Here is a 25,611-nt window from a genome sequence, read left to right on the forward strand (position 1 = left end):
GATAACAATGAAAGATTTACTTCTTACTCTTGATATTGGCACCGGCAGCACCCGCGCCGGGCTGGTTACCAACACCGGGGAAATCCTTGGCTTCGCGCAGCGCGAGTACGAGCAGATCACGCCGCAGGCCGGTTGGTCGGAACAACCGCCTTCACTGTGGTGGCAGAGTGTCTGCCAGTGTACGCAGGAGCTGTACGCACGCTACGCCGAATACTGGCCGCGTATCGCCGCCGTCGGCGTCTGCGGGCAAATGCACGGCACGGTCTTGCTCGATGCCGACGGCGAGCTGGTCGTCGATCGCGCCATGCTGTGGAACGACAAACGCGCGCAGCCGCAGGTGGCGCGCTTTAGTCACCAACAGCCGCCGCAGCCCTGGCTGGAACTGTTGAACAATCCCCCCACCGCCGCCTGGCCGGCGTTCAAGCTGGCCTGGCTGCGCGAGCATAATCCATCGCAGTGGGAGCGCATCGCTACGGTGTTGATGCCGAAGGATTACGTCAATTTCCGGCTCTGCGGCGTGCGCGCCACTGATTACAGCGAGGCCTCCTGCTATTACCTGATGGACAGCGCCACGCTGCAGTGGTCGCCAGAGGCGCTGCGGCAGTTCGGGTTGCGCGCCGATCAGCTGCCCGCCATCCATCTTTCCAGCGAGGTGATTGGCCACATTACGCCCGCAGCTTCACGCGTTACCGGTCTGCCGCCGGGGGTGCCGGTGGTAGCGGGCACGGCGGATATGGCCGCTACCCTGCTCGGCTCAGGCGTCTATCAGGCCGGCATCGCCTCCGACAGCACCGGCACCTCCACGTTGCTCACCGTGGTCTCGGAACACCCGCTGCTCTCTGCCAGCGTCAACAACCTGCACCTGGCCAACTCGGCCTGGGGCGGTTTTACCTTGCTCGATGCCGGTGGCGACGCCATGCGCTGGGCGCGTTCGGCGCTAAACGCCGGCCAACTCAACCATCAGCAGATGCTCGATATGGCGGCCGAGGTGCCGCCGGGTGCCGAAGGGCTGCTGTTCCTGCCCTACCTGACCGGCGAGCGGCTGGCGGAATACACCCACTCGCGCGCGCAGTTCTTCGGCCTGCAGCGCAAGCATAGGCAGCCGCATCTCTACCGCGCGGTGCTGGAAGGCGTAGCGCTGGCCTCCCTGCGTAATCTGCAGCAGCTCAGGCGCCACGCACAGGAGCCGGAGGCAATGATCGCCTCCGGCGGCGGCGCACGCAGCCCGCTGTGGCTGCAGATCAAAGCCTCGGTCTATAACCTGCCGCTGCTGCAGACGCGCAATCAGGAGAACGGCACCACCGGCTGCGCGATCGTCGCCGGGGTCGGCGTCGGGCTATTCAGCAGTTTCGCCCAAGGGGTGAGCCGCACTGTCAGCATCGAGCGCGAATTTACTCCCGATCCACGCCAGCACGAGCACTACCTGCGCTGCTTCGAGCTGTTCGAACAGCTCTACCGCCAGGCGCAGCCCCTCTACGAGCAGCTTGACGTTATTAGCTCGTTCTCTTTTTCTCCGGATGAAGGAACACCGCAATGAGCGACTCTCTGATTAACAAAGGCGACATCGCGCAGCACGCCGCGGCCGAAAGTATCGACCGCAGCGCCTATCTGCCCGCCACGCCCTGGCTGCAGCTGATGCTGGTCTGCTGCCTGTTCGCCCTGTGGGGCATGGCCGGCAACCTGAACGATATTCTGATCGCCCAGTTCAAGAAGGGGTTCGATCTGTCGGATACCCAAACCGCACTGGTGCAGTCGATCTTCTTCCTCGGCTACTTCGTGATGGCGCTGCCCGCCGCAGCGGTGATCAAACGCTACTCGTACAAGGTGGCGATCGTGATCGGCCTGTGCCTGTACGCGCTCGGCTGCTTCCTGTTTATCCCTGCAGCGCAGATCATGACCTACGGCGCTTTCCTGGCCTGCCTGGGGGTGATCGCCACTGGGCTGTCGTTCCTGGAAACCTCCGCCAATACCTACTCCAGCCTGCTGGGGCCGCTGGAAACCTCCACCCAGCGCATCAACTTTTCGCAGATCTTCAACTCGCTGGGGATCATTTTTGGCGTATTGATCGGCCAACAGCTGGTGTTCGGCAAAAACGATCCCAGCCACGCCGAGCTGCTACAGATGTCGGCGGCGGCAGCCGAAGCGGCGCGCACCCAGATGGTGTCGCAGGTGGTCACGCCTTATCTGATCATCGGCAGCGTGCTGATCGTGCTGGCGCTGATCTTCGTGGCGGTGAAATTCCCCGCCTGCAAAACCCAACGCTCGTACCAGGGAGCGGGCAAACCGCTGATGCAATCGCTGAAAATCCTGCTGGCGCTGCCGCGCTTCCGGTTGGGGGTGCTGTCGCAGTTCCTGTATGTCGGCGCGCAGGTAGGGCTGTGGAGTTTCACCATTCGTTTTGTGCAGATGATTGAACAGGGGGCAACCGAGCATTCGGCCACCTACTGGCTGCTGGCCACGCTGGTCTGCTACTCGGCCGGCAAGGTGGTCACCACCGCGCTGATGAAAAAGTTCAGCCCGGCGTGGTTGCTCGGCGTGTTCTGTTCGGTATGCGTGCTGCTGTTGCTGCTGGCCGTCAACATCCAAAGCCTGCTGGCGGTGGTGGCGATCATGGGCGTCAACTTCTGCATGGCGCTGTGCTGGCCAACCAACTTTGGCCTGACGATCAAAGGGCTGGGCGAAGAAACTCAGGTGGCCGGTTCGATCGTAGTGATGTCGATCATCGGCGGCGCGGTGGTGCCGTTAATCATGGGCATCATTTCCGATCTCAACGGCGGCGATATGCAGATCGCCTTCGCAGTGCCGCTGGTCTGCTTCGCCTACGTCGCCTTCTATGGCTTCTACTGCGCGCGCAAGGGGATTTGATATGGCACACCGGATTAATGGGTTGATGCACGTCGGCCTGCGCTGCGCCGATATCGAACGAGCCGCCGGCTTCTATCGTTCACTCGGTTTCGAACCCCTGCAAACGCTGGCGCTCGGCGGCCCCGTCACCGTACAGTTTTTGCAGTTGGGTGAGCTAACGCTGGAGTTATACCAGTTACCTGACGAAGGGCTGACTCGCCCCGCCAACGCCTATGGTATCGACCATATCGCTTTGCGCGTCACCGATCTGGCGGCCACGCAACGCTGGCTGGCGGAGCTGGGGTATCCGGTGATTGAAGGGCCGACGCTACAGCCCAGCGGCGCCAACGGCGTGTGCTATCTGATGATCGCCGGGCCGGACGGCGAACGAGTGGAGTTCAGCCAGCCGCTGTAATGCCTTTTCCCCACAACATGAGACCCGGTGGCTGTTCCAAGCCACGGGTCTCCTTCGCTCTATCGTCTGTTTAAATACTCCCTACACTAAATAATTCCATCTTCGTCCATTAGGACCGTTTTCCCCGGCGTATCCAAGCAGCGCCAAATAATCCCCAGCCGCAATGACAACGCTGCAAATAATTGCATAACAATGTGTCAGCCAATAAAGAATGAGGTTGCGTAACATTCCGAGAACACTATTTTTTCATTGGTGGATATCAGGCAGGAAATAAAAGAATTGGAATGGCGCTCTCAAAGGCGAAAGAGTAATTCTATTAGATGGGTTTTATCTTAAATCACCAGTAAATAGCGTACATACCTAACAAAATGGCTAGTTAATGCCTAAAAACCAGCTGAGATCGCTTGCCTCTTCAGAGTTAATAGCTTTAAGATGATGTAAGAAAATTTTCCCTGGTGTTGGCCAATATTGGCAACCTGGCCCTACGCGGTCAGGTTTTTTTTTGTATTTTTTATCAAAAAATTACCGGGGAAGTGTATCGCCTTGACGGGTGGGAAACCAGTTAGACTAAAGTACAGTCCCTTACTAGACCTTTATCAGTTCAGTCTGGTTATTATTTCACATCGCAGAGATCGGGACCGGTACTCTATTACTTCCTTCTCTAGAATCACCACGGTACCAAATCAATACCGGCTGCCGCCTGTCATTTCCTGAATCGAAAGAATCTATTTCCTATCTGGTATTTTCTACCTTTAGGCTTATCTCGGCTGATTTAGTTCTGCGCTGCCACCAGCGCAGTATCCCGCCGGAACGCCAGCCGTTTGCCAAGCCAGCATGCCTTTCACTCCACCGGCTTAATCAGCCGCAGCTCCATCCCCAGGCGCACGGCATGTCGGGCATTCGTGACCCCCAACTTTTTGACGATGTTGGACATATGAAACTTGATGGTGCCGGTCTTTATGCCCAGGATCATCGCCGTTTCCTGGTAGGTTTTACCCACGCTGGCCCAATAGAGGATTTCGTTTTCTCTGTCGGTAAAGCGAGCGTTACGCTCCAGGGCTGCGGCGTTTTTTGCTGACAGTGGTGACAGCGCCAGATACGACTCATGGATTGAGGCCAGCAATACCGAAATATCGCCTTTACGATCGGTGAGCGCCTGGATGGCTTCCGCTCTCTGCTCAAGGTTGAAGGCAAAAGAAAGCGTGACGAGGTTATCGTTGTAATCGTGCAGCACGAAGGTATAGCCGTGCGTCACGCCAAACTCGCGGGCCTGTTCGAACAGTTCGGGAAAGTGCAGCCCCGCGTCGGCCATGATTTGCTCGTCCCAGGCGAAGGGGGTCAGGCGGTTGCGGGCGGTAAGCACCACCGGATCAATGTACTGCAACCCCTGCTCTTGATACTTTTTTACCCATTCACTCGGGTAGTTGGTGACGCCAAAGATGCAGGCAATGTCTTTTTTGGATAGGACCACATACGCCCACAGAAGATCGCCAAACCCCTCTAGTGCCGCTTCGAGTCGCTTGCCAATAATGTTGCTGAGATTATATTCATCTTCCATTGACTGTCAGCTCCCTCTGTCCAACCTATCGCTTAACTGACTATACCAAAAAGGATCGAAGCGCCGTAACCTTCACATCTCGCAAGGATAATGCCCGGTGGAATATTGCCATCGGTAGCCGGCAAGCCGCTTTGCCTGCGGCCGATGTGCAAGGTATATTAGCCGCACATCCATTGTGCCGGTCAGGAGTGAATGAGTGAGCATGTTCGCAGAAGAGCGCCAGGAAAAACTTCTCGCCATTCTCAAGGAGAAGCGCAAGCTCTCCGTAGGGGAAATGAGCTCGCGCTTTAACGTCTCCGGCGCCACCATCCGCACCGATCTGCGCATTCTGGAAGACGCCGGCATGCTGACGCGCACCCACGGCGGTGCCATTCTGCGCACCCGTGCCAGCTTTGAGGTCGGTTCCGATCAGCGTGAAGAGGTGAACCTCAGCGCCAAGGAGCAGATCGGCCAACTGGCCGCCGGTCTGGTGGAGGACGGCGATATCATCGTGCTGGACACCGGCACCACCACCCTGCAGATCGCTCGCCATCTGCGCCAGCGCCGCAACCTGACCGTGGTCACCAACGATTTCATGATCGCCAAGAGTCTGGAAGACGTCGAGTCTATCCAAATCATCCTGCTGGGCGGCATCGTCAAAAAGGGCTATCACTGCGCGGTCGCCATCAACGGCCGTTCACTGCTGGATACGCTGAACATCGACAAGGCGTTTATGGGCACCAACGCGCTGTCGTTGAAACAGGGCGCCTGCGTGGCCGACATCATGCTGGCCGAAACCAAGCGCGCGATGGTGGAGCATGCCAATCAGGTGATCGTGGTGTGCGATCACTCCAAGCTGAGCAACACCTCGCTGGCGCAGTTCGCCTCCCCTGCTCAGATCGACACTCTCGTGCTGGATCGCCTGCCGGAAGACGCGCAGGCCTATCAGGATGCCGGCATCGCGCTGCTGAGCGTCAGCTAATCCCACCCACAAAAAAGGCGCGGCCCCGCGGCCACGCCTTTCTTCACTACCGATCGCCCCGCTACTTGCGTTTGAGCAGCATATACACGCTGATCAGCAGGAACAGCATGCTCGGCAACAACGCGCCCAGCACCGGCGGCATGCTGTAAACCAGGCTCAGCGGGCCGAAGATCTGATCCAGCACGTAGAACAGGAAGCCGAAGCTGATGCCAGTCACCACGCGGATGCCCATCGGCACGCTGCGCAGCGGGCCGAAGATGAACGACAGCGCCATCAGCATCATCACCGCCACCGACAGCGGCGAGAAGATTTTGCTCCACATGTTGAGCTGGTAACGGCTGGCTTCCTGGCCGCTCTGCTTCAGGTACTTCACGTAGTTGTGCAGCCCGCTGATGGAGAGCGAATCCGGATCCAGCGCCACCACGCCCAGCTTGTCCGGGGTCAGGTTGGTTTTCCATTCGCCGGTCAGCGTCTGGGTGCCGGTCACCTGTTTCGGGTTGGTCAGATCCGAGGTGTCCACCTGCGAAAGCTGCCACAGGCCGTTCTCGAAGCTGGCGGTGGCGGCATAGCGCACCGTCTCGAGGCGACGCTGATCGTTGAAGTGGTAGATGTTCACGCCGGAGAGTTCTTTATCGCCGGAGACGCGCTCGATGTAGATGAAGTCGTTGCCGTCCTTCGCCCACAGCCCGCTCTTGGTGGAGAGCAGCGAGCCGCCGTACATCTGCTGGGCGCGGTAGTTGCGCGCCATCTGCTCGCCCTGCGGCGCTACCCACTCGCCGATCGCCATGGTCAACAGCACCAGCGGAATGGCGGTTTTCATCACCGAGCCGGCGATCTGCAGGCGGGTGAAGCCGGAAGCCTGCATCACCACCAGTTCGCTGCGCGTCGCCAACTGGCCCAGGCCGAGCAGCGCGCCGAGCAGCGCCGCCATCGGGAAGAAGATCTCGATGTCTTTCGGCACGCTCAGCAGGGTGTACATGCCGGCGCTCAGCGCGGTGTATTCGCCCTGGCCGACCTTGCGCAGCTGATCGACGAACTTGATGATGCCGGACAGCGACACCAGCATGAACAGCGTCATGATGATGGTGTTGAAAATCGTTTTACCGATATACCGGTCTAATACGCCAAACATCAGGCCGCTCCTCTCAGGCGTGCGCGCAGCTTGCGCATCGGCACGGTATCCCACAGGTTCAGCGCCAGCGCGATCGCGAAGTAAACGCCGTTAACCAGCCACAGCCACAGCATCGGATCCAGCTTGCCCTTGCCGGCGTTGGAGCGCAGCGAGGTCTGCAGCAGGAAGAAGATCAGATACAGCAGGATGGCCGGCAGCATGCTCAGCACGCGGCCCTGGCGCGGGTTCACCACGCTGAGCGGCACCACCAGCAGCGCCATCAGCGCCACCGACACCACCAGCGTCAGGCGCCAGTGCAGCTCGGCGCGCGCGTCCGGATCGTCGGATTCCCACAGCGTCTGCATCGACATCTGTTCGGATTCGGTGTTGTCCGCCGCCACGGTGCGGTGGCCAATCACCGCCTTGTAGTCGGTGAAGTCGGTAATGCGGAAATCGCGCAGCAGCGCGGTGCCTTCAAAACGGGTGCCCTTGTCGAGCGTCACCACCTGCGAGCCGTCTTTCTGCTGCACGATGTTGCCGTGCTCGGCCACCACCACCGACGGGCGTTGGTTGCCGTTCGGCCGCAGCTGCGCCAGGAACACGTCGTTGAAGGTGCTGCCCTTCACGTTGCCGATAAACAGCACCGCGTTGCCGTCTTGCGAGGGTTTGAACTGCCCTTCCGCCAGCCCGGCGATGCTCGGGTTGGCCTTGGCTTCGTTCACCACCACGTCCTGATAGCGCGAGGCCCAGGGGCCGGCCCAGAACACGTTCACCGCCGCGACCGCAGAGGTGAACAGCGCCAGGATCATGGCGGCGATAATCAGGGTGCGTTTGCCCAGCCCGCAGGCGTGCATGACGGTGATTTCGCTCTCGGTATACAACCGCCCAAGCGTCATCAGCAAGCCGAGAAACAGGCTCAAAGGCAGGATGAGCTGCGCCATCTTCGGCACGCCCAGAGCGAGCAGAGAGAGTACTAAGTTTGTCGGGATATTGCCGTCCACCGCGTCGCCCAACACCCTGACCAGGTTCTGACAAAAGAAGATCAGAAGCAGGATGAACAGGATGGCGATTTGGCTCTTGAGCGTTTCCCGTACCAGATATCTTATGATGATCACGCTTATTACGCCTGTGAAAACTTGTCTTTTTGCAGGAAAATCGATAATTTCATCGCTAATCCGCCATTTATTCTCATCATATGGCAACCTTCACAGCTAAAATAGTATTACAACATCAAGCCGTTTGGGTGTCCTATAGGAACTTGCTTATAGTCGCCAAAACAGAGCAATTTACGCCGTTCAGGTTAACATAATCCGTTAACTCAAATGGCGGGAGATCGTTACGGAGTCGGTTATTCTAGCCGTAGCGTCCGCCTTTGTCTTTAAGATTCAGGAGAGTGCATGGAGTTCAGTGTAAAAAGCGGTAGCCCGGAAAAACAGCGCAGTGCCTGTATTGTAGTCGGCGTTTTCGAACCGCGCCGCCTGTCCCCTATCGCAGAACAACTCGACAAAATCAGTGATGGTTATATCAGCGCATTGCTGCGCCGCGGCGAACTGGAAGGCAAGGTCGGGCAGACGCTGCTACTGCACCATGTGCCCAACATTCTCTCCGAGCGCATCCTGCTGATCGGCTGCGGCAAAGAGCGCGAGCTCGATGAGCGCCAATACAAGCAGGTGATCCAGAAAACCATCAATACCCTCAACGACACCGGCTCGATGGAAGCGGTCTGTTTCCTGACCGAGCTGCACGTGAAAGGCCGCAACACCTATTGGAAAGTGCGTCAGGCGGTGGAAACCGCCAAAGAGACGCTCTACACCTTCGATCAGCTGAAAAGCAACAAGGTGGAGCCGCGTCGTCCGCTGCGCAAAATGGTGTTCAACGTGCCGACCCGCCGTGAGCTCACCAGCGGCGAGCGCGCCATCCAGCACGGCCTGGCGGTGGCTTCCGGCATCAAGGCGGCCAAAGATCTCGGCAACATGCCGCCGAACATCTGTAACGCCGGCTACCTGGCCTCGCAGGCCCGTCAGCTGGCGGACGCCTTCAGCACCAACATCACCACCCGCGTCATCGGCGAACAGCAGATGAAAGAGCTGGGCATGAACGCCTATCTGGCGGTCGGCGCCGGTTCGCAGAACGAATCATTGATGTCGGTGATGGAATATAAGGGCAACCCAAATCCGGACGCTAAGCCGATCGTGCTGGTAGGCAAAGGGCTGACCTTCGACTCCGGCGGCATCTCGATCAAACCGGCCGACGGCATGGACGAGATGAAATACGACATGTGCGGCGCGGCGACCGTGTACGGCGTGATGCGCGTGGTGGCGGAGCTGAACCTGCCGCTGAACGTGATCGGCGTGCTGGCCGGCTGTGAAAACATGCCGGGCGGCCGGGCGTATCGTCCGGGCGACGTGCTGACCACCATGTCCGGCCAGACCGTCGAGGTGCTCAACACCGACGCCGAAGGCCGCCTGGTGCTGTGCGACACCCTGACCTACGTCGAGCGCTTCGAGCCGGAACTGGTGATCGACATCGCCACCCTGACCGGCGCCTGCGTGATCGCCTTGGGCCACCACATCACCGGCCTGATGTCGAACCACAACCCGCTGGCGCACGAGCTGCTGGGCGCTTCCGAGCAGGCCGGCGACCGCGCCTGGCGCCTGCCGATGGCCGACGAGTACTACGAGCAGTTGGACTCCAACTTCGCCGACATGGCGAACATCGGCGGCCGCCCTGGTGGCGCCATCACCGCCGCCTGCTTCCTGTCGCGCTTCACCCGCAAGTACACCTGGGCGCACCTGGACATCGCTGGCACCGCCTGGCGCTCCGGTAAAGCCAAGGGCGCGACCGGCCGCCCGGTGGCGCTGCTGTCGCAGTTCTTACTGAACCGTGCAGGCCTGAACGGCGACGATTAAATACCCTTCATCTTTCAAGCCGCAGCGTTGTTGGCCGCATTCGTTCACCCCAGTCACTGACTTGATGTCAGCTCCTGGGGATGAACGAACTTGCCGCCTAGCTGCAACTTGAAATCTATTGGGTATATAATCCTCTCAGCAGCGAAGGGGTAGAGTTATCTGCTCCGTTCCCAAAAAGGGCGCAACCTACATGTTGTGCCCTGTTTTTTTATCGGCAGCGGTGGATCCTTAATGAAACAGGCGACGTTTTATTTGCTCGACAACGCGGAACCGTCAGGCGCGCTCAGCGCCCATGAGGCCGTGGCCTGCGCCGTTGCCGCCGAACGCTGGCGTTCCGGCAAGCGGGTGCTGATCGCCTGCGAGAGCCAGGAGCAGGCCCAGCGGCTGGACGAAGCGCTGTGGCAGCGCGAGCCGCATGAATTCGTGCCGCACAACCTGGCCGGCGAAGGGCCGCACTACGGCGCGCCGGTGGAACTGTGCTGGCCAGGCAAGCGCGGCAATGCCCCGCGCGATCTGCTGATCGCCCTGCTGCCGCAGTTTGCCGACTTTGCTACCGCTTTCCATGAAGTGGTAGACTTCGTTCCTTACGAAGACACTCTGAAACAGTTGGCGCGCGACCGTTACAAGGCCTATCGCAGCGTCGGCTTCCATTTGACCACGGCTACGCCGCCAACTCACTGAATACGATAAAGAATGGAAAAGACAAACAGTCAGCTCGACACCGCATACGACCCAAAACAGATCGAACAGAAGCTGTACGATCACTGGGAGAGTCAGGGTTACTTCAAGCCGAACGGCGATACCAGCCAGGAAAGCTTCTGCATCATGATCCCGCCGCCGAACGTCACCGGCAGCCTGCACATGGGCCACGCGTTCCAGCAGACCATCATGGACACCATGATTCGCTATCAGCGCATGCAGGGTAAAAACACCCTGTGGCAGGCGGGCACCGACCACGCCGGCATCGCCACCCAGATGGTGGTGGAGCGCAAGATCGCCGCAGAAGAAGGCAAAACCCGCCACGACTACGGCCGTGACGCGTTCATCGACAAGATCTGGCAGTGGAAGGCGGAATCCGGCGGCACCATCACCCGTCAGATGCGCCGTCTGGGCAACTCCGTGGACTGGGAGCGCGAGCGCTTCACCATGGACGAAGGCCTGTCGAACGCGGTGCGCGAAGTGTTTGTCCGTCTGCACAAAGAAGATCTGATCTACCGCGGCAAGCGCCTGGTGAACTGGGATCCGAAGCTGCGCACCGCCATCTCCGATCTGGAAGTGGAAAACCGCGAATCCAAAGGCTCGATGTGGCACCTGCGCTATCCGCTGGCCGACGGCGCGAAAACCGCCGAGGGCAAAGACTACCTGGTGGTCGCCACCACCCGTCCGGAGACCGTGCTGGGCGATACCGGCGTGGCGGTCAACCCGGAAGATCCGCGCTATAAAGACCTGATCGGCAAAGAGATCATTCTGCCGCTGGTCGGCCGTCGCATCCGCATCGTCGGCGACGAACACGCCGATATGGAAAAAGGCACCGGCTGCGTGAAGATCACCCCGGCGCACGATTTCAACGACTACGAAGTCGGCAAACGCCACGGCCTGCCGATGATCAACATTCTGACCTTCGACGGCGACATCCGTCAGGAAGCGGAAGTGTTCAACACCCTGGGCGAAGTCTGCACCGACTACTGCAGCGAGATCCCGGCCGAGTTCCGCGGCCTGGAGCGCTTCGCGGCGCGTAAAGCGGTGGTCGCCGCCTTCGAAAATCTGGGCCTGCTGGACGAGATCAAACCGCACGACCTGACGGTGCCTTACGGCGACCGCGGCGGCGTGGTGATCGAGCCGATGCTGACCGACCAATGGTACGTGCGCACCGCGCCGCTGGCCAAAGTGGCGGTGGAAGCGGTCGAACAGGGCCAAATCGAGTTCGTGCCGAAGCAGTACGAAAACATGTACTTCAGTTGGATGCGCGACATTCAGGACTGGTGCATCTCGCGTCAGCTGTGGTGGGGCCACCGCATCCCGGCCTGGTACGACGTGAACGGCAAAGTCTATGTGGGCCGCAGCGAAGAAGAAGTGCGCAGCGAGAACAACCTGGGCGCCGACGTGGTGCTGACCCAGGACGAAGACGTGCTGGACACCTGGTTCTCGTCCGGCCTGTGGACCTTCTCCACCCTGGGCTGGCCGGAGCAGACCGACGCGCTGAAAACCTTCCACCCGACCAGCGTGATGGTCAGCGGCTTCGACATCATCTTCTTCTGGATCGCGCGCATGATCATGCTGACCATGCACTTCATCAAGGATGAAAACGGCAAGCCGCAGGTGCCGTTCAAGACCGTCTACATGACCGGTCTTATCCGCGACGACGAAGGCCAGAAGATGTCCAAGTCGAAAGGCAACGTGATCGACCCGCTGGACATGGTCGACGGCATCTCGCTGGAAGACCTGCTGGAAAAACGCACCGGCAATATGATGCAGCCGCAGCTGGCGGAGAAAATCCGCAAGCGCACCGAGAAGCAGTTCCCGAACGGCATCGAGCCGCACGGCACCGACGCCCTGCGCTTCACCCTGGCGGCGCTGGCCTCGACCGGCCGCGACATCAACTGGGACATGAAGCGCCTGGAAGGCTACCGCAACTTCTGTAACAAGCTGTGGAACGCCAGCCGCTTCGTGCTGATGAACACCGAAGCGCACGACTGCGGCTTCAACGGCGGCGAGAAAGTGCTGTCGCTGGCGGATCGCTGGATCCTGGCCGAATTCAACCGCACGGTGAAAGCCTACCGCGAAGCGCTGGATACCTACCGCTTCGATCTGGCGGCCAACATCCTGTACGAATTCACCTGGAACCAGTTCTGCGACTGGTATCTGGAGCTGACCAAGCCTGTCGTGAGCAACGGCAGTGAAGCGGAACAGCGCGGCACCCGCCACACGCTGATCACCGTGCTGGAAGCGCTGCTGCGCCTGGCGCACCCGATCATTCCGTTCATCACCGAAACCATCTGGCAGCGCGTGAAGCCGCTGACCGGCACGGCCGCAGACACCATCATGCTGCAGCCGTTCCCGGCCTACGACGCCGCGCTGGAAGACGAGCAGGCGCTGAACGATCTAGAGTGGATCAAGCAAACCATCATCGCCGTGCGCAACATTCGCGCCGAGATGAACATCGCGCCAAGCAAAGCGCTCGACGTGCTGCTGCGCAACTGCAGCGCCGACGCCCAGCGCCGCGTGCAGGAGAACCAGAGCTTTATCGCCCGCCTGGCGCGCCTGGGATCCATCGCGCTGCTGCCGGCCGGTGAGAAAGGCCCGGTCTCCGTCACCAAGCTGGTGGACGGCGCCGAGTTGCTGATCCCGATGGCCGGTTTCATCGACAAGGACGCCGAGATCGCGCGTCTGGCCAAAGAGATGGGCAAACTGGATGCGGAAATCGCTTCGATCGAAGGCAAGCTGGCGAACGAAGGCTTCGTGGCGCGCGCGCCGGAAGCGGTGGTCGCCAAAGAACGCGATCGTCTGGCGGCCTGCAAAGAAGGCAAAGTGAAGCTGCAGGAACAGCAGGCGACCATCGCTGCGCTGTAATCCACCGGCTCACGCCAACGCCTAAAAACAGCGGGGTCTTCCCCGCTGTTTTTTTATCGCCGTTGCATCCGGGCCGGGTTAGATGTTATTACAAGATATTACTGCTGCAGGGACGCCGCCGGGAAATAACCCCCGGCGCGTTTCGCGCTGCGATAAAAATGAAAAACGAACGTGGTCTCTTTCAATGGCGAGTGTAAACATGACAACAGCAACCCCGGCGCGCCTGCTGGTGCGCCCCATCACGGCGGAAGACAATCCCGCCATTGCTCACGTCATTCGCGAAGTCTCCGCCGAGCACGGCCTGACGGCGGATAAAGGCTATACCGTCTCCGATCCCAACCTGGACGCCCTGTATCAGCTCTATAGCCTGCCGCGCAGCGCTTACTGGGTGATCGAGGTGGACGGCCAGGTCGCCGGCGGCGGCGGCGTCGCGCCGCTGCAGGGCGGCGCCGACGATATTTGCGAATTGCAGAAGATGTATTTCCTGCCGGTGTTGCGCGGCAAGGGATTGGCGAAACGCCTGGCGCTGCAGGCGCTGGATTTCGCCCGCCAGCACGGCTTCCGCTGTTGTTATCTCGAAACCACCGCCAGCCTGACGCAGGCCGTCGCGCTGTACGAACACCTGGGTTTTGAACACATCGACCACGCGATGGGCGCCACCGGCCACGTCGATTGTGAAGTCACCATGCTGAAAACGCTGTAATCGCCCCGCCTCTTCATCAGGGCGCAGCTTGCTGCGCCTTTTTTATTAATATCGCAATCAATCAGTAAAACTCGCTATAACGCCGTTTTTCAAGCAGATAAACTGACGTTAAAAACCACGATGTAAATTTAATGTGAAGTTCGTTAATAAATTAACGATCGCAAATTGACCGCCTTTTCCCCCGCGTTACTCTGCCAGTATCCCAATCGCGCACGGAGAGCTGTCATGTCGGAAAATACCTTTGATTACATCATTGTCGGCGCCGGTTCCGCCGGCTGCGTGCTGGCGGCGCAGCTGATCCGCCGCACCCAGGCGCGGGTGCTGCTGCTGGAAGCCGGCGGCGACGACAATAACCTGTTTATCAAGATGCCGGCCGGGGTGGCCAAAATCATCGCCAAAAAGAGCTGGCCCTACGAGACGGAGCCGGAACCGCATGCCAACAACCGCCGCATGCAGATCGCGCAGGGCAAGGTGCTGGGCGGCAGCAGTTCGGTCAACGGCATGATCTACCTGCGCGGCCAGCCGCAAGACTACGACGACTGGGCCGAACGCTACGGCTGCACCGGCTGGAGCTACCGCGAGGTGTTGCCCTACTTCAAACGCGCCGAGGCCAACGAAAGCCTGTCGGACGACTACCACGGCGCCGACGGGCTGCTGCCGGTCAGCGAAAACCGTTATCGCCACCCGCTCAGCATGGCGTTTATCCGCGCCGGCCAGGAGCTGAACCTGCCCTATCGCAACGACTTCAACGGCGACAGCCAGCACGGCGTCGGTTTCTACCAAACCACCACCCACAACGGCGAGCGCGCCAGCACCGCCCGCACCTACCTGAAGGCGGTGCGCGACGAACGGCGGCTGGTGGTGAAACTGAACGCCCTGGCGCACCGGCTGACCTTCGAGGGCAACGTCGCCACCGGCGTGGTCTACAGCCAGAACGGCGGCGCCGAAGTGACCGCGCGCGCCACCAAAGAGGTGATCGTCAGCGCCGGCGCGGTCGGTTCGCCGAAGCTGCTGATGCTGTCCGGCATCGGCCCGCGCGACCACCTGCAGCAGCTGGGCATCGAGGTGCGGGCGGATCTGCCGGTGGGCAAAAACTTCCACGACCATCTGCACATGTCGATCAACGTCAGCACCCGCGAGCCGATCAGCCTGTTCGGCGCCGATCGCGGCCTGCAGGCGCTGAGCCACGGCGCGCAGTGGCTGGCGTTTCGCAGCGGGGTGCTCTCATCCAACGTGCTGGAAGGCGCCGCCTTCACCGACAGCCAGGGCGACGGCCGGCCGGACGTGCAGATCCACTTCCTGCCGCTGCTGGACAGCTGGGACGACGTGCCCGGCGAGCCGCTGCCGAACATTCACGGCTTCACGCTCAAGGTCGGCTACCTGCAGCCGAAGGCGCGCGGCGAAGTGCAGCTGCGCAGCAGCAACCCGCGCGATCCGGTCAAGCTGCACGCCAACTACCTCGGCCACCCGGACGATCTGGCCGGCAGCGTGCGCGCGGTGAAGTTCGGCCTGGATTTCCTGCAAACCGCGGCGCTGAAGCCGCTGATCAAAGATCTGCTGATGCCGCAGCCGGAGTGGACGCGCGATGAAGCGCAGCTGGAAGAATTCGTGCGCAACTTCTGCAAGACGGTGTATCACCCGGTGGGCAGTTGCCGCATGGGGCCGTCGCCGCAGGACGCGGTGACCGATCCGCAGCTGCGGGTGCACGGTTTTGAACGGCTGCGGGTGATCGACTGCTCGGTGATGCCGCAGCTCACCAGCGGCAACACCAATGCGCCGACCATCATGCTGGCGGAAAAGGCGGTAGATTTGTTGCTGGGCGCGCCGCAGTAAGGGCGCGCCTCAACGTCAGGCGGCGGCGGGCACGCCGCTGTGGAAGCGAAGCTCGCTGTCCGGCGACAGGATCAGCTCAGCTTCGAGGCGGCCGAAATGCGCCACCCGTTCGCTGATGTCGCCGCCGGCGATCTGCTCGGCCAATGTCAGGTAGTCCTGATAATGCCGCGCTTCGGATCGCAGCAGCGAAACGTAAAAGCGGTTCAGCTCGTCGTCCAGGTGCGGCGCCAGTTTGGCGAAGCGTTCGCAGGATCGCGCTTCGATGTAGGCGCCGCAGATCAGTTTGTCGATCAGCGTCGCCGGATCGTGAGTGCGGATCTCGCGGATCATCCCCTTAGCGTAGCGGCTGGCGGTGATCTTGCGATATGGGATCCCGCGCGCCTGCATGATCTCCAGCACCTGCGAGAAGTGATGCAGCTCTTCCTTGATCAACAGCACCATGCGATCCGCCAAATCCTGGCCGTAGGCCGAGCCATTTTTCGGCAGGATCTTGCGGGTGAACTGGCCCTGGCGGAACAGCGTGTCCGGCGCGCCCTGCGCCTCGTGCAGAAACGCCTCGTAGGGCCGCAGCAGCGCCAACAGCGCGTCGCCGCTCTCTTTGTCCGCCACGTAGCGGCGGATCAGCCACATGCCGGTCTGCGCGGCCTTCAGCTCGCACACCAGGTGGTCGGTCAGCAACAGCTGCAGGTTTTCCGGACGGCGCGCGGCGTCGATCCAGGCGTCGGGAGTTTCACAGTGCAGGAAGCTTAAAATCGGGGCTAACAGGGATTGGTATGTCATCGGCTTCATTGCCCTATGTATTTCAAGTTGCAGCTAGGCGGCCAGCTCACTCATCCCCAGGAGCTTACTCAGGTAAGTGACTGGGGTGAGAGAGTGCAGCCAACAACGCTGCAGCTTGAAAGACGACGGGGATATCAGGGGCCGGCGAGAGCCGACCCATGTGAATAAGCGGGGTTAATTAGTGGCGTTTGCCGTCGTCGTCTTCGTCGATGTAGTCGCCGTCTTCGTCATCCTCACCGTCTTCACCGTTCGGATCTTCGAAGTAGGTGCCCCAGCCGTCGTAGTTGACGCCGCAGCGTTCCGCCAGCGCCACCAGCTGCTCGACCTGGGCGTCGATCAGCTCGGCGTTCAGGCCGACTTCGCTGATCACGTCGCAGCACATCACCAGCGAACCGTCTTCCACTTCCAGCTCTTCGGCGTCGGTCACTTCGTAGCCCAGCTTGAAGGCTTCAACGGCAGCCTGCTCCAGAACCTCAAATTTCTCGGCGGACAGATGGTGCTCGATGGTGTAGAGCGCGTCCGGATCGCTGCCGTCTTCCAGCAGTTCTTCGATGATCAGGCGGGTCTCTTCACGTTGTTCTTCCAGCAATTCGCGGTTTGCCATGCCTATATCCTCAAGTCAAATGGCCTTCATTCCTTCTATTTTCACACACCGCCGACATTGCTTCCACGATAAACGTGAAAGATTTCCTCGCCGGGGTTGAAATTGAATATTCATACATATAAAGTGAATTTTAATTCAATTAAACAATCAGGGAATCGGACTATGAGCACCGGCAATGCGTTCTACCAACGTCACTTTCTGAGGTTAATGGATTTCACCCCCGCCGAACTGCAGGCGCTGCTGAAGCTGGCGGCCGATCTGAAACAGGCCAAAAAGCAGGGGCGGGAACCGCGCCGGCTGCAGGGCAAAAACATTGCGCTCATCTTCGAAAAAGACTCGACCCGCACGCGATGCTCTTTCGAAGTTGCCGCATTCGATCAGGGCGCGCAGGTGACCTATCTCGGCCCAAGCGGCAGCCAGATCGGCCATAAAGAGTCGATGAAAGACACCGCCCGGGTGCTGGGCCGCCTGTACGACGGCATTCAGTATCGCGGCTACGGCCAGGCGCTGGTGGAAACCCTGGCGGAACATGCCGGCGTGCCGGTGTGGAACGGCCTGACCGACGAGTTCCACCCTACCCAATTGCTGGCGGATCTGCTCACCGTGCAGGAACACCTGCCGGGCAAGGCGCTGAGTGAAGTGAAGCTGGCGTACGTCGGCGACGCGCGCAACAACATGGGCAACACGCTGCTGGAAGCCGCCGCGCTGGCGGGCATGGATCTGCGGCTGGTGGCGCCGAAGGCCTGCTGGCCGCAGCCGGAGCTGGTGGCCGAATGCCAGGCGCTGGCGCAGCAAACCGGCGCGAAACTCACCCTGACCGAAGACATCGCCGAAGGGGTACAAGACGCCGACTTCCTCTACACCGACGTGTGGGTGTCGATGGGCGAACCGAAAGAGACCTGGCAAGAGCGTATCGCGCTGCTGCGGCCGTATCAGGTCAACATGGCGATGCTGAAACTGACCGGCAACCCGAACGTGAAGTTCCTGCACTGCCTGCCGGCGTTCCACGACGACCAAACCACGCTCGGCAAGCAGATGGCGCAACAGTACGATCTGCACGGCGGCATGGAAGTGACCGACGAGGTGTTCGAGTCGGCGCACAGCGTGGTGTTCGATCAGGCGGAAAACCGGCTGCATACCATCAAGGCGGTGCTGGTCGCCACGCTGAGCGAAACCCTCTGACAGTCCTCCTCCTCCGCCCTGGCGCCCCCGGCCAGGGCGGCTAATATATTCCAGGAATATCAAATAGCGCATTGACCTTTGCCCGCCGCCGGCAAAGGTTCTACCGTGACAGGCCGACGGCGCCCGCGCCGTAAAAACCAACGATAACAAACCGTTCTCAGCGCCGCCCTGCGGCGCCTTCAGGGGATACACACCGATGAAAGCCAAACTCTTGCCGCTGTTCCTGCTCGCCGCCCTGCCCGCCGCCGCGTTGGCCGCCACGCCGCCGAATACGCTGGTGGTGGTGCAATCGCTGGATGACATCGTCAGCCTCGATCCGGCGGAAGCCAACGAACTCTCCAGCATCCAGACGGTGCCCAGCCTGTATCAGCGGCTGGTACAGGCGGATCGCGACGATCCGGCCAAGGTGGCGCCGGTGCTGGCGGAAAGCTGGCGGGGCGATGCGGCGGCCAAAACGCTGACGGTGAAGCTGCGGCCGCAGGCGGCGTTCGCCTCCGGCAACCCGCTGACCGCCGACGACGTGATCTTCTCTTACAGCCGCGCGGTGAAAATGAACAAGTCGCCGGCGTTCATCCTCAACGTGCTCGGCTGGCAGCCGGACAACATCGACGCGCAGCTCAAGAAGATCGACGAACATACCGTGCAGCTGCGCTGGACGGCGGACGTCAGCCCAGCGGTGGCGCTGAATATCCTCTCGACGCCGATCGCCTCGATCGTCGACAGCAAAGCGGCGCTGGCCAACGTCAAAGACGGCGACTTCGGAAACGCCTGGCTGAAGATGCACTCCGCCGGCAGCGGTCCGTTCAAGATGCGCGTCTATCAGCCGCACCAGGCGATCGTGCTGGACGCCAATCCCACCACGCCGGGCGACAGGCCGCAGCTGAAAAACATCATCATTAAAAACGTGCCGGATCCGGCCACCCGCCGCCTGCTGCTCCAGCAGGGCGACGCCGATATCGCCCGCGAACTGGGCGCCGACCAGACCGACACGCTGAAGAACCAGCCGGGCGTCAAGGTGCTGGAGATCCCGTCCGCCGAGCAAAACTATCTGGTGTTCAACACCGGCAACGGCGCCAATCCGCTGCTGAACAACCCGGCCTTCTGGGAAGCGGCGCGCTACCTGGTGGATTATCAGGGCATCACGAAGGATCTGCTGAAGGGCCAATACTTCGTGCACCAGAGCTTCCTGCCGGTCGGGCTGCCGGGCGCGTTGGAGACCAACCCGTTCAGCTACGATCCGGCCAAGGCGAAAGCCATTCTGGCCAAGGCGGGCATCACCCACGCCGCCTTTACGCTGGACGTGGAGAACAAACCGCCGTTCATCACCATCGCGCAGGCGCTGCAGGGCAGCTTCGCCGCCGCCGGCGTGAAAATCGAGCTGCTGCCGGCCGCGGGCAGCCAGGTTTACTCGCGCGTGCGCGCCAGGCAGCATCAGGCGGCGATCCGGCTGTGGATCCCGGATTACTTCGACGCCCACTCCAACGCCAGCGCCTTCGCCTACAACGACGGCAAGAGCAGCACGGTGGCCGGGCTGAACGGCTGGCAGATCCCGCAGTTGAATAAGCAGACGCTGGCGGCGCTGGCCGAAGCCGATCCGGCCAAGCGCCGCGCGCTGTACACCGCCATGCAGCAGGAGCTGCAGCGCAGTTCGCCGTACGTGTTTATCGATCAGGCTAAAACCGAAGTGGTGCTGCGCGACAACGTCAAAGGCTATCAACAAGGGTTGAACGCCGACATGGTCTACTACGATCGCGTCAGCAAATAGCCGGCGAGCGGCCATCGCCGGCCAATCGATTGCGGGGCGGAAAAAAACGGCGTTTTAACGCTTGCAGTGGCGAAAAGCGCGAGTATAATGCGCCACAATTTGCCAGGAGAAAGCATGAAAAACGACGTTTGTTTTGTTAGCCGCAATCGACAAAACCGACTGCCTATCGGCGGCCAGCTGCCGTTGTTTCTCCTGTTGCTAAACCGATCTTTTCAAGCCCCTCATTGAGGGGCTTTTTTTTGCCTTAAAAAGTCCCGCGCCACGGGCACGCGTCGAGGAGGAGTGAAAAATGGCCAACCCGCTGTATCACAAACACATCATCTCTATTAACGATCTCAGCCGCGAGGATCTGGAGCTGGTGCTGCGCACCGCCGCCGGTCTGAAAGCCAACCCGCAGCCGGAGCTGTTGAAACACAAGGTGATCGCCAGCTGCTTCTTCGAAGCCTCGACCCGTACCCGCCTGTCGTTCGAAACCTCGATGCACCGCCTCGGCGCCTCGGTGGTCGGTTTCGCCGACGGCAGCAACACCTCGCTCGGCAAGAAAGGCGAAACCCTGGCCGACACCATCTCGGTGATCAGTACCTACGTGGACGCCATCGTGATGCGCCATCCGCAGGAAGGCGCGGCGCGCATGGCCTCGGAGTTCTCCGGCAACGTGCCGGTGCTCAACGCCGGCGACGGCGCCAACCAGCACCCGACCCAGACCCTGCTGGATCTGTTCACCATCCAGGAAACCCAGGGGCGCCTGAGCAACCTCAGCATCGCCATGGTCGGCGACCTGAAGTACGGCCGCACCGTGCACTCGCTCACCCAGGCGCTGGCCAAGTTCGAAGGCAACCGCTTCTACTTCATCGCCCCGGACGCGCTGGCGATGCCGGCCTACATCCTGAAAATGCTGGAAGAGAAAGGCATCGAGTACAGCCTGCACGGCAGCATTGAAGAAGTGGTGCCGGAGCTGGATATTCTCTACATGACCCGGGTGCAGAAAGAGCGCCTCGATCCGTCCGAGTACGCCAACGTGAAGGCGCAGTTCGTGCTGCGCGCCGCGGATCTGGCCGGCGCGCGCGCCAACCTCAAGGTGCTGCACCCGCTGCCGCGCATCGACGAGATCGCCACCGACGTGGATAAAACGCCGCACGCTTACTACTTCCAGCAGGCGGGCAACGGCATCTTCGCCCGCCAGGCGCTGCTGGCGCTGGTGCTCAACGCAGATTTGGCTCTTTAAGGGGGAACCGCCATGACTCATGACAACAAACTGCAGGTCGAAGCGATCAAATGCGGCACGGTGATCGACCACATTCCGGCGCAGATCGGTTTCAAACTGCTGACGCTGTTCAAGCTGACCGCCACCGACCAGCGCATCACCATCGGCCTGAACCTGCCCTCCAACGAACTGGGCCGCAAGGATCTGATCAAGATCGAGAACACCTTCCTGACCGAGCAGCAGGCCAACCAACTGGCGATGTACGCGCCGAAGGCCACGGTAAACCGCATCGACAACTATGAAGTGGTGCGCAAGCTGACCCTCAGCCTGCCGGACCACATCGACGGCGTGCTGACCTGCCCGAACGGCAACTGCATCAGCCGCAGCGAGCCGGTGGCGTCGAGCTTCAGCGTCAAATCGCGCGGCGGCGAAGTGCACCTGAAATGCCGCTACTGCGAAAAAGAGTTCGAGCATCAGGTGGTGTTGCAGGCGGACTAAGCCCGGCATGGGCGCCGGGAGATGGCGCTGTCATTCTCCCGGTGACGCCCTATAATGGGATTTCTGGATAGAACAATCCTCGTTTATCAGGAGAAAACATGTCACGTAACATCAGCACTGAACTCGCCCCGGCAGCCATTGGTCCTTACGTGCAGGGCGTTGATCTGGGCAGCATGATCATCACTTCCGGCCAGATCCCGGTCGATCCGAAAACCGGCGCCGTCGCCGACGACGTCGCCGCACAGGCGCGCCAGTCGCTGGAAAACGTCAAGGCGATCGTCGAAGCCGCCGGCCTGATCGTTGCCGACATCGTGAAAACCACCGTATTCGTGAAAGACCTGAACGACTTCGCCACCGTCAACGCCGCGTACGAAGCCTTCTTCACCGAGCACAGCGCGCCGTTCCCGGCCCGCTCCTGCGTAGAAGTGGCGCGTCTGCCGAAAGACGTGAAGATCGAAATCGAAGCCATCGCCGTGCGTCGTTAATCGACACACACGCGAATCACGGTCAGCTTCGGCTGGCCGTTTTTATTGGTAAGAATTTTATTAATCCAATTAATTTATAGCGATAGCGCAATATTGCTCACATTTACAATTCCACAATAAAAATACGCCTATAATTGTTTTTCACCCGGCCGGGTCATTGCTGTTTCATTTCGTTCACTTCGTGAATAATGACAGGAGATAACCATGGCACCTAGCGTATTGGATTATTTTATCCAACAAGTTTCCCGTTATCCGGAAAAACTTGCCGTCGTCGGCGATAATAAGCGCCTGACCTACCGTCAATTGGATGAAGCCAGCAGCGCACTGTGCGCGCTGTTACTACGGCGGGGCGTGGCGCCCGGCAGCTATGTGCCGCTCGTTACGCTGCGCACGCCGGAAATGCTGATCGGTTTGTTGGCGATCGTCAAAGCCGGCGCAGGCTATATTCCCATCGACGCCCGTTACCCGGAAAAAAGAATACAGGATATCGTTACGCAAAGCGGTTCCCCTTTAATACTCGCCAGCAATGCGACGATAGCGCTTTCGGAAAATAACTTCAGCGAGGATATTATTTATATTGATAATATATCAATTTCTCCGCAGGAGAATATAACGTTAATTTCTCCGTCTCCCGATGCCATCGTTTATCTCATTTTCACTTCAGGCACCACCGGCAAACCGAAAGGTGTGCTGATAGAACATCAGTCGCTGCTGCATTTAATTCTCTGGCATAACAAGCAATTCGTCATGGATGCCGAAAGTCGTTCTACGCTGATCGCCGGCTTGAGTTTCGACGTCGCGCAATGGGAGATCTGGTCGCCTCTGACCAGCGGCGGCACATTGTATCTGCCCCCGGAAGACGCTCGCCTGCAGCCGGAAGTCCTGCTGGCCTACTTTGCCGAACAGGGCATTACCCACGCCAGCCTGCCCGCCGTACTGGTCGCCGAAGTGGTCGGCGCGCCGCAACCGGCCAATCTGGCGCTGCGGTATCTGTTCAGCTCAGGGGAGAAACTTCATCCGGTCGATCTTCGCGGCATCGATTATGCATTGATCGATTACTACGGCCCGACGGAAGCCACCATATTCGCCACCTGCAACCGGGTGGCTTGCGCCACGCAAAACCCGCCCGCCAGCATTGGGCGGCCCATCGGCGATACCGAAATCTTCATCCTCGATGACCGACTGCAGCCCGTGATCGGCGATCGCCCCGGCGAGCTGTATATCAGCGGCCGCTGTCTGGCCCGCGGCTACCTGAACAATCCGGCGTTGACCGCCGAGCGCTTCATCACCCCGCCTCACTTCGCCGGATTGCGCCTATACCGCAGCGGCGATCGGGCTCGTTGGCTGGCGGATGGCCGCATTCAATATCTGGGCCGTATCGACGATCAGGTCAAAATCCGCGGCAATCGCATTGAACTGGGCGAAATCGAAAACGCCATGCTGCAGGTTGCGGGCATCCGTAAAGCGGTGGCCGTCGTGGCGATGGCAGATGATCCGCTGAGCAAGAAAATCGTGGCGTTTCTGATCGCGGAGTGTGACGGCGAAAACGTGATCGCACGCGTCCGACAGAAACTGAAAGAAACGCTGCCCACCGCATTTCTGCCCGCCGATTATCGTTTACTGCAACACATGCCGCTGAACAACAACGGCAAAATCGACAAAGCGGCTCTGTTGGCGCATTACCAACCGGTCAGCGCCGGCGTTGCGCAGCCGCTGACCGCCGATCAGCGCATCGTCGCCGATCTCTGGCGTTCGTTGCTGAAAGTGGAACAGCCCGCAACCGACGATAATTTTTTCTCGCTGGGCGGCCATTCGCTGTTGGCGGCCAAACTGATGGCAGCGCTGGCCGAGGCATTTGCCGTCGAGACGTCGGTGCACGACATCTATGAATATCCCACTCTGGGCGCCCTGGCGCAGGCACTGGCACAACGCAGAGACCGGCAACCGACACAGCGGCAAGGCGAAGCGCGTGCCTTGCAGGATGATGTGTATTTGCCGTCGGATCTCGTCATCGATCCGACGTTCGCTCCGCGGCAAATCAGCGCGCCGCGCGCCATTTTGCTGACCGGCGCCACCGGCTTCGTCGGCGCGCATCTGTTGGCCGATCTGCTGCGCACCACCGACGCCGAGCTGTACTGTCTGGTGCGCGACGGCGCCAAACTGCCGCCGAGACAGCGGCTGGAGGCGGTGCTGCAGCGCTACCGGATCGCGCTGAACGCCAGCCAGCATGCGCGCATTCATATCGTGCCTGGCAACGTAGCGAAACACGACTTTTCGCTGACGCCGGCGGCCTACAGGGCGTTAAGCCGAGATATCGATCTGATTTACCATTCGGCCAGCGCGGTGAATTTTATCCAGCCTTACGCCTACATGAAGCGCGACAACGTGCAGGGCCTGCGGGAAATCATTCGCTTCGCGGCGCATAGCCGCACCAAGCCGCTGATGCTGCTGTCGACCATCTCCGTATACAGCTGGGGGCATCTGCACACCGGCAAGCGGGTGATGCGGGAAAGCGACGATATCGACCAAAACCTGCCGGCGGTCAGCCGCGATATTGGCTACGTGCGCAGCAAATGGGTGATGGAGAAAATCGCCGATTTGGCGGCGGCGCAAGGCCTGCCGCTGATGACCTTCCGCCTGGGCTACGCCACCTGCCACAGCCGTACCGGCGTCAACGCCGATTATCAATGGTGGGGACGGCTGGTGAAAACCTGCATCAGCAGCGGCACGGTGCCGGATTTACGGGATATGCGCGAAGGGTTGACCACGGTGGATTACATGACCCGGGCCATCGCCCACGTCTCTCGCAATCCGCAGGCGCTGGGGCAGAAATTCAACCTGATCCATCAAGGTGACAATAATCTGACGCTACGTGAGTTTTTCAGCCTGCTGGAGCGCGAGTTCGGTTATCGTTTTCGTCCCGTGCCCTTCGCACAGTGGCGGGCACAATGGGAAAACGACAGCGACGCGCCGCTGTACCCGCTGCTCAGCCTGTTCAAGGATCCTATGGTTGACGAGCTATCGACGGTGGAGCTCTATCAAGACACCTATCGGTGGGACTGCAGCAACCTGCAACGCTTCCTGCAGGGCAGCGGTATCGATGAGCCGCGCTTCACCCGCCAGCTGCTGCTGAATTACCTGCAGCACGCCATCGGGTATGCGCCGCTGTCGCTACAGGCGTAACAAAAC

20 protein-coding genes are annotated in these 25,611 nt (G+C 60.3%); 15 read left to right on the plus strand and 5 right to left on the minus strand.

Annotated features, from left to right (window positions below; translation table 11 throughout):
- The first annotated feature begins 7 nt into the window (after positions 1–7).
- From ACP39K_RS15060 to ACP39K_RS15070, 3 genes are read left to right on the plus strand one after another with little or no spacing between them, the layout of a single operon-like run.
- Positions 8–1,537, plus strand: a complete 1,530-nt coding sequence (locus ACP39K_RS15060; protein WP_060444804.1) for a xylulokinase — start codon at positions 8–10, stop codon at positions 1,535–1,537.
- On the plus strand, positions 1,534–2,865 hold the full coding sequence (fucP, locus tag ACP39K_RS15065) for an L-fucose:H+ symporter permease (protein WP_060444803.1): 1,332 nt from the start codon (positions 1,534–1,536) through the stop codon (positions 2,863–2,865). The genes ACP39K_RS15060 and fucP overlap by 4 nt, the downstream gene beginning before the upstream one ends.
- A gap of 1 nt (position 2,866) precedes the next feature.
- Entirely contained in the window at positions 2,867–3,259 is a 393-nt protein-coding gene (locus tag ACP39K_RS15070) for a VOC family protein (protein WP_072270922.1), read from the plus strand.
- A gap of 841 nt (positions 3,260–4,100) precedes the next feature.
- Here the strand turns inward: ACP39K_RS15070 and ACP39K_RS15075 are convergent.
- Positions 4,101–4,817 (minus strand): LuxR family transcriptional regulator, encoded by a 717-nt coding sequence (locus ACP39K_RS15075; RefSeq protein WP_060444801.1) that lies wholly within the window; start codon positions 4,815–4,817, stop codon positions 4,101–4,103.
- Between the two features lie 202 nt (positions 4,818–5,019).
- Here ACP39K_RS15075 and ACP39K_RS15080 point away from each other — a divergent pair, with 202 nt between their 5' ends.
- Positions 5,020–5,778, plus strand: coding sequence for a DeoR/GlpR family DNA-binding transcription regulator (locus tag ACP39K_RS15080; RefSeq protein WP_060444800.1), 759 nt, complete (start codon positions 5,020–5,022; stop codon positions 5,776–5,778).
- A gap of 61 nt (positions 5,779–5,839) precedes the next feature.
- Here ACP39K_RS15080 and lptG read toward each other — a convergent pair whose 3' ends face one another.
- On the minus strand, positions 5,840–6,910 hold the full coding sequence (gene lptG / locus ACP39K_RS15085; protein ID WP_004933350.1) for an LPS export ABC transporter permease LptG: 1,071 nt from the start codon (positions 6,908–6,910) through the stop codon (positions 5,840–5,842).
- Positions 6,910–8,004 (minus strand): LPS export ABC transporter permease LptF, encoded by a 1,095-nt coding sequence (gene lptF / locus ACP39K_RS15090; protein ID WP_016929274.1) that lies wholly within the window; start codon positions 8,002–8,004, stop codon positions 6,910–6,912. Before lptF ends, lptG begins: the two co-directional genes overlap by 1 nt.
- A 282-nt stretch (positions 8,005–8,286) precedes the next feature.
- On the opposite strand from lptF, the gene pepA reads away from it, so the two are divergent.
- The 5 genes from pepA (at position 8,287) to ACP39K_RS15115 (ending at position 15,904) form a co-directional block, all read left to right on the plus strand.
- Positions 8,287–9,798 (plus strand): leucyl aminopeptidase, encoded by a 1,512-nt coding sequence (gene pepA, locus ACP39K_RS15095; RefSeq protein ID WP_004933352.1) that lies wholly within the window; start codon positions 8,287–8,289, stop codon positions 9,796–9,798.
- Positions 9,799–10,029: 231 nt separating this feature from the next.
- Positions 10,030–10,479: a DNA polymerase III subunit chi gene (locus ACP39K_RS15100; protein ID WP_016929275.1), complete on the plus strand. Its 450-nt coding sequence runs from the start codon at positions 10,030–10,032 to the stop codon at positions 10,477–10,479.
- A 12-nt stretch (positions 10,480–10,491) separates the two neighbouring features.
- Positions 10,492–13,368 carry a valine--tRNA ligase gene (locus ACP39K_RS15105; RefSeq protein ID WP_197758640.1) on the plus strand — a complete coding sequence of 959 codons (2,877 nt, stop codon included), beginning with the start codon at positions 10,492–10,494 and terminating at the stop codon, positions 13,366–13,368.
- Between the two features lie 199 nt (positions 13,369–13,567).
- A complete protein-coding gene (locus ACP39K_RS15110) occupies positions 13,568–14,071 on the plus strand; it encodes a GNAT family N-acetyltransferase (protein WP_033638868.1) in 504 nt (167 codons plus the stop codon).
- A 225-nt stretch (positions 14,072–14,296) separates the two neighbouring features.
- A complete protein-coding gene (locus ACP39K_RS15115) occupies positions 14,297–15,904 on the plus strand; it encodes a GMC family oxidoreductase (protein WP_033638869.1) in 1,608 nt (535 codons plus the stop codon).
- A gap of 15 nt (positions 15,905–15,919) precedes the next feature.
- On the opposite strand, the gene miaE is transcribed toward ACP39K_RS15115, so the two are convergent.
- Positions 15,920–16,684 carry a tRNA isopentenyl-2-thiomethyl-A-37 hydroxylase MiaE gene (gene miaE / locus ACP39K_RS15120; RefSeq protein WP_015376459.1) on the minus strand — a complete coding sequence of 255 codons (765 nt, stop codon included), beginning with the start codon at positions 16,682–16,684 and terminating at the stop codon, positions 15,920–15,922.
- A 178-nt stretch (positions 16,685–16,862) separates the two neighbouring features.
- Positions 16,863–17,288: a ribonuclease E inhibitor RraB gene (rraB, locus tag ACP39K_RS15125; protein ID WP_004933365.1), complete on the minus strand. Its 426-nt coding sequence runs from the start codon at positions 17,286–17,288 to the stop codon at positions 16,863–16,865.
- 162 nt (positions 17,289–17,450) lie between these two features.
- Between rraB and argF the strand changes: the two genes are divergently transcribed.
- The 6 genes from argF to ACP39K_RS15155 all read left to right on the plus strand — a co-directional run bounded on the left by argF (position 17,451) and on the right by ACP39K_RS15155 (position 25,605).
- Positions 17,451–18,470 (plus strand): ornithine carbamoyltransferase, encoded by a 1,020-nt coding sequence (argF, locus tag ACP39K_RS15130; protein ID WP_048795039.1) that lies wholly within the window; start codon positions 17,451–17,453, stop codon positions 18,468–18,470.
- 196 nt (positions 18,471–18,666) lie between these two features.
- Positions 18,667–20,235, plus strand: a complete 1,569-nt coding sequence (locus tag ACP39K_RS15135) for an ABC transporter substrate-binding protein (protein ID WP_048795040.1) — start codon at positions 18,667–18,669, stop codon at positions 20,233–20,235.
- Positions 20,236–20,524: 289 nt separating this feature from the next.
- Positions 20,525–21,460, plus strand: a complete 936-nt coding sequence (pyrB, locus tag ACP39K_RS15140) for an aspartate carbamoyltransferase (protein ID WP_004933375.1) — start codon at positions 20,525–20,527, stop codon at positions 21,458–21,460.
- Positions 21,461–21,472: 12 nt separating this feature from the next.
- Positions 21,473–21,937, plus strand: a complete 465-nt coding sequence (pyrI, locus tag ACP39K_RS15145) for an aspartate carbamoyltransferase regulatory subunit (protein ID WP_004933377.1) — start codon at positions 21,473–21,475, stop codon at positions 21,935–21,937.
- Positions 21,938–22,035: 98 nt separating this feature from the next.
- Positions 22,036–22,422 (plus strand): 2-iminobutanoate/2-iminopropanoate deaminase, encoded by a 387-nt coding sequence (gene ridA / locus ACP39K_RS15150; protein WP_004933379.1) that lies wholly within the window; start codon positions 22,036–22,038, stop codon positions 22,420–22,422.
- Positions 22,423–22,626: 204 nt separating this feature from the next.
- Positions 22,627–25,605 (plus strand): non-ribosomal peptide synthetase, encoded by a 2,979-nt coding sequence (locus tag ACP39K_RS15155; RefSeq protein ID WP_033638872.1) that lies wholly within the window; start codon positions 22,627–22,629, stop codon positions 25,603–25,605.
- Positions 25,606–25,611: the final 6 nt, after the last annotated feature.

The sequence above is a fragment of the Serratia sp. EC4 genome (assembly GCF_059652115.1).

Coding starts and splice junctions, on each gene's coding strand:
- miaE (WP_015376459.1), bottom strand. CDS start 16,684: ATGACATACCAATCCCTGTTAGCCCCGATTTTAAGCTTCCTGCACTGT.
- ACP39K_RS15080 (WP_060444800.1), top strand. CDS start 5,020: ATGTTCGCAGAAGAGCGCCAGGAAAAACTTCTCGCCATTCTCAAGGAG.
- pepA (WP_004933352.1), top strand. CDS start 8,287: ATGGAGTTCAGTGTAAAAAGCGGTAGCCCGGAAAAACAGCGCAGTGCC.
- ACP39K_RS15105 (WP_197758640.1), top strand. CDS start 10,492: ATGGAAAAGACAAACAGTCAGCTCGACACCGCATACGACCCAAAACAG.
- ACP39K_RS15075 (WP_060444801.1), bottom strand. CDS start 4,817: ATGGAAGATGAATATAATCTCAGCAACATTATTGGCAAGCGACTCGAA.
- lptG (WP_004933350.1), bottom strand. CDS start 6,910: ATGTTTGGCGTATTAGACCGGTATATCGGTAAAACGATTTTCAACACC.
- pyrB (WP_004933375.1), top strand. CDS start 20,525: ATGGCCAACCCGCTGTATCACAAACACATCATCTCTATTAACGATCTC.
- pyrI (WP_004933377.1), top strand. CDS start 21,473: ATGACTCATGACAACAAACTGCAGGTCGAAGCGATCAAATGCGGCACG.
- ridA (WP_004933379.1), top strand. CDS start 22,036: ATGTCACGTAACATCAGCACTGAACTCGCCCCGGCAGCCATTGGTCCT.
- argF (WP_048795039.1), top strand. CDS start 17,451: ATGAGCACCGGCAATGCGTTCTACCAACGTCACTTTCTGAGGTTAATG.
- ACP39K_RS15060 (WP_060444804.1), top strand. CDS start 8: ATGAAAGATTTACTTCTTACTCTTGATATTGGCACCGGCAGCACCCGC.
- ACP39K_RS15155 (WP_033638872.1), top strand. CDS start 22,627: ATGGCACCTAGCGTATTGGATTATTTTATCCAACAAGTTTCCCGTTAT.
- rraB (WP_004933365.1), bottom strand. CDS start 17,288: ATGGCAAACCGCGAATTGCTGGAAGAACAACGTGAAGAGACCCGCCTG.
- ACP39K_RS15110 (WP_033638868.1), top strand. CDS start 13,568: ATGACAACAGCAACCCCGGCGCGCCTGCTGGTGCGCCCCATCACGGCG.
- ACP39K_RS15070 (WP_072270922.1), top strand. CDS start 2,867: ATGGCACACCGGATTAATGGGTTGATGCACGTCGGCCTGCGCTGCGCC.
- ACP39K_RS15135 (WP_048795040.1), top strand. CDS start 18,667: ATGAAAGCCAAACTCTTGCCGCTGTTCCTGCTCGCCGCCCTGCCCGCC.
- ACP39K_RS15115 (WP_033638869.1), top strand. CDS start 14,297: ATGTCGGAAAATACCTTTGATTACATCATTGTCGGCGCCGGTTCCGCC.
- ACP39K_RS15100 (WP_016929275.1), top strand. CDS start 10,030: ATGAAACAGGCGACGTTTTATTTGCTCGACAACGCGGAACCGTCAGGC.
- fucP (WP_060444803.1), top strand. CDS start 1,534: ATGAGCGACTCTCTGATTAACAAAGGCGACATCGCGCAGCACGCCGCG.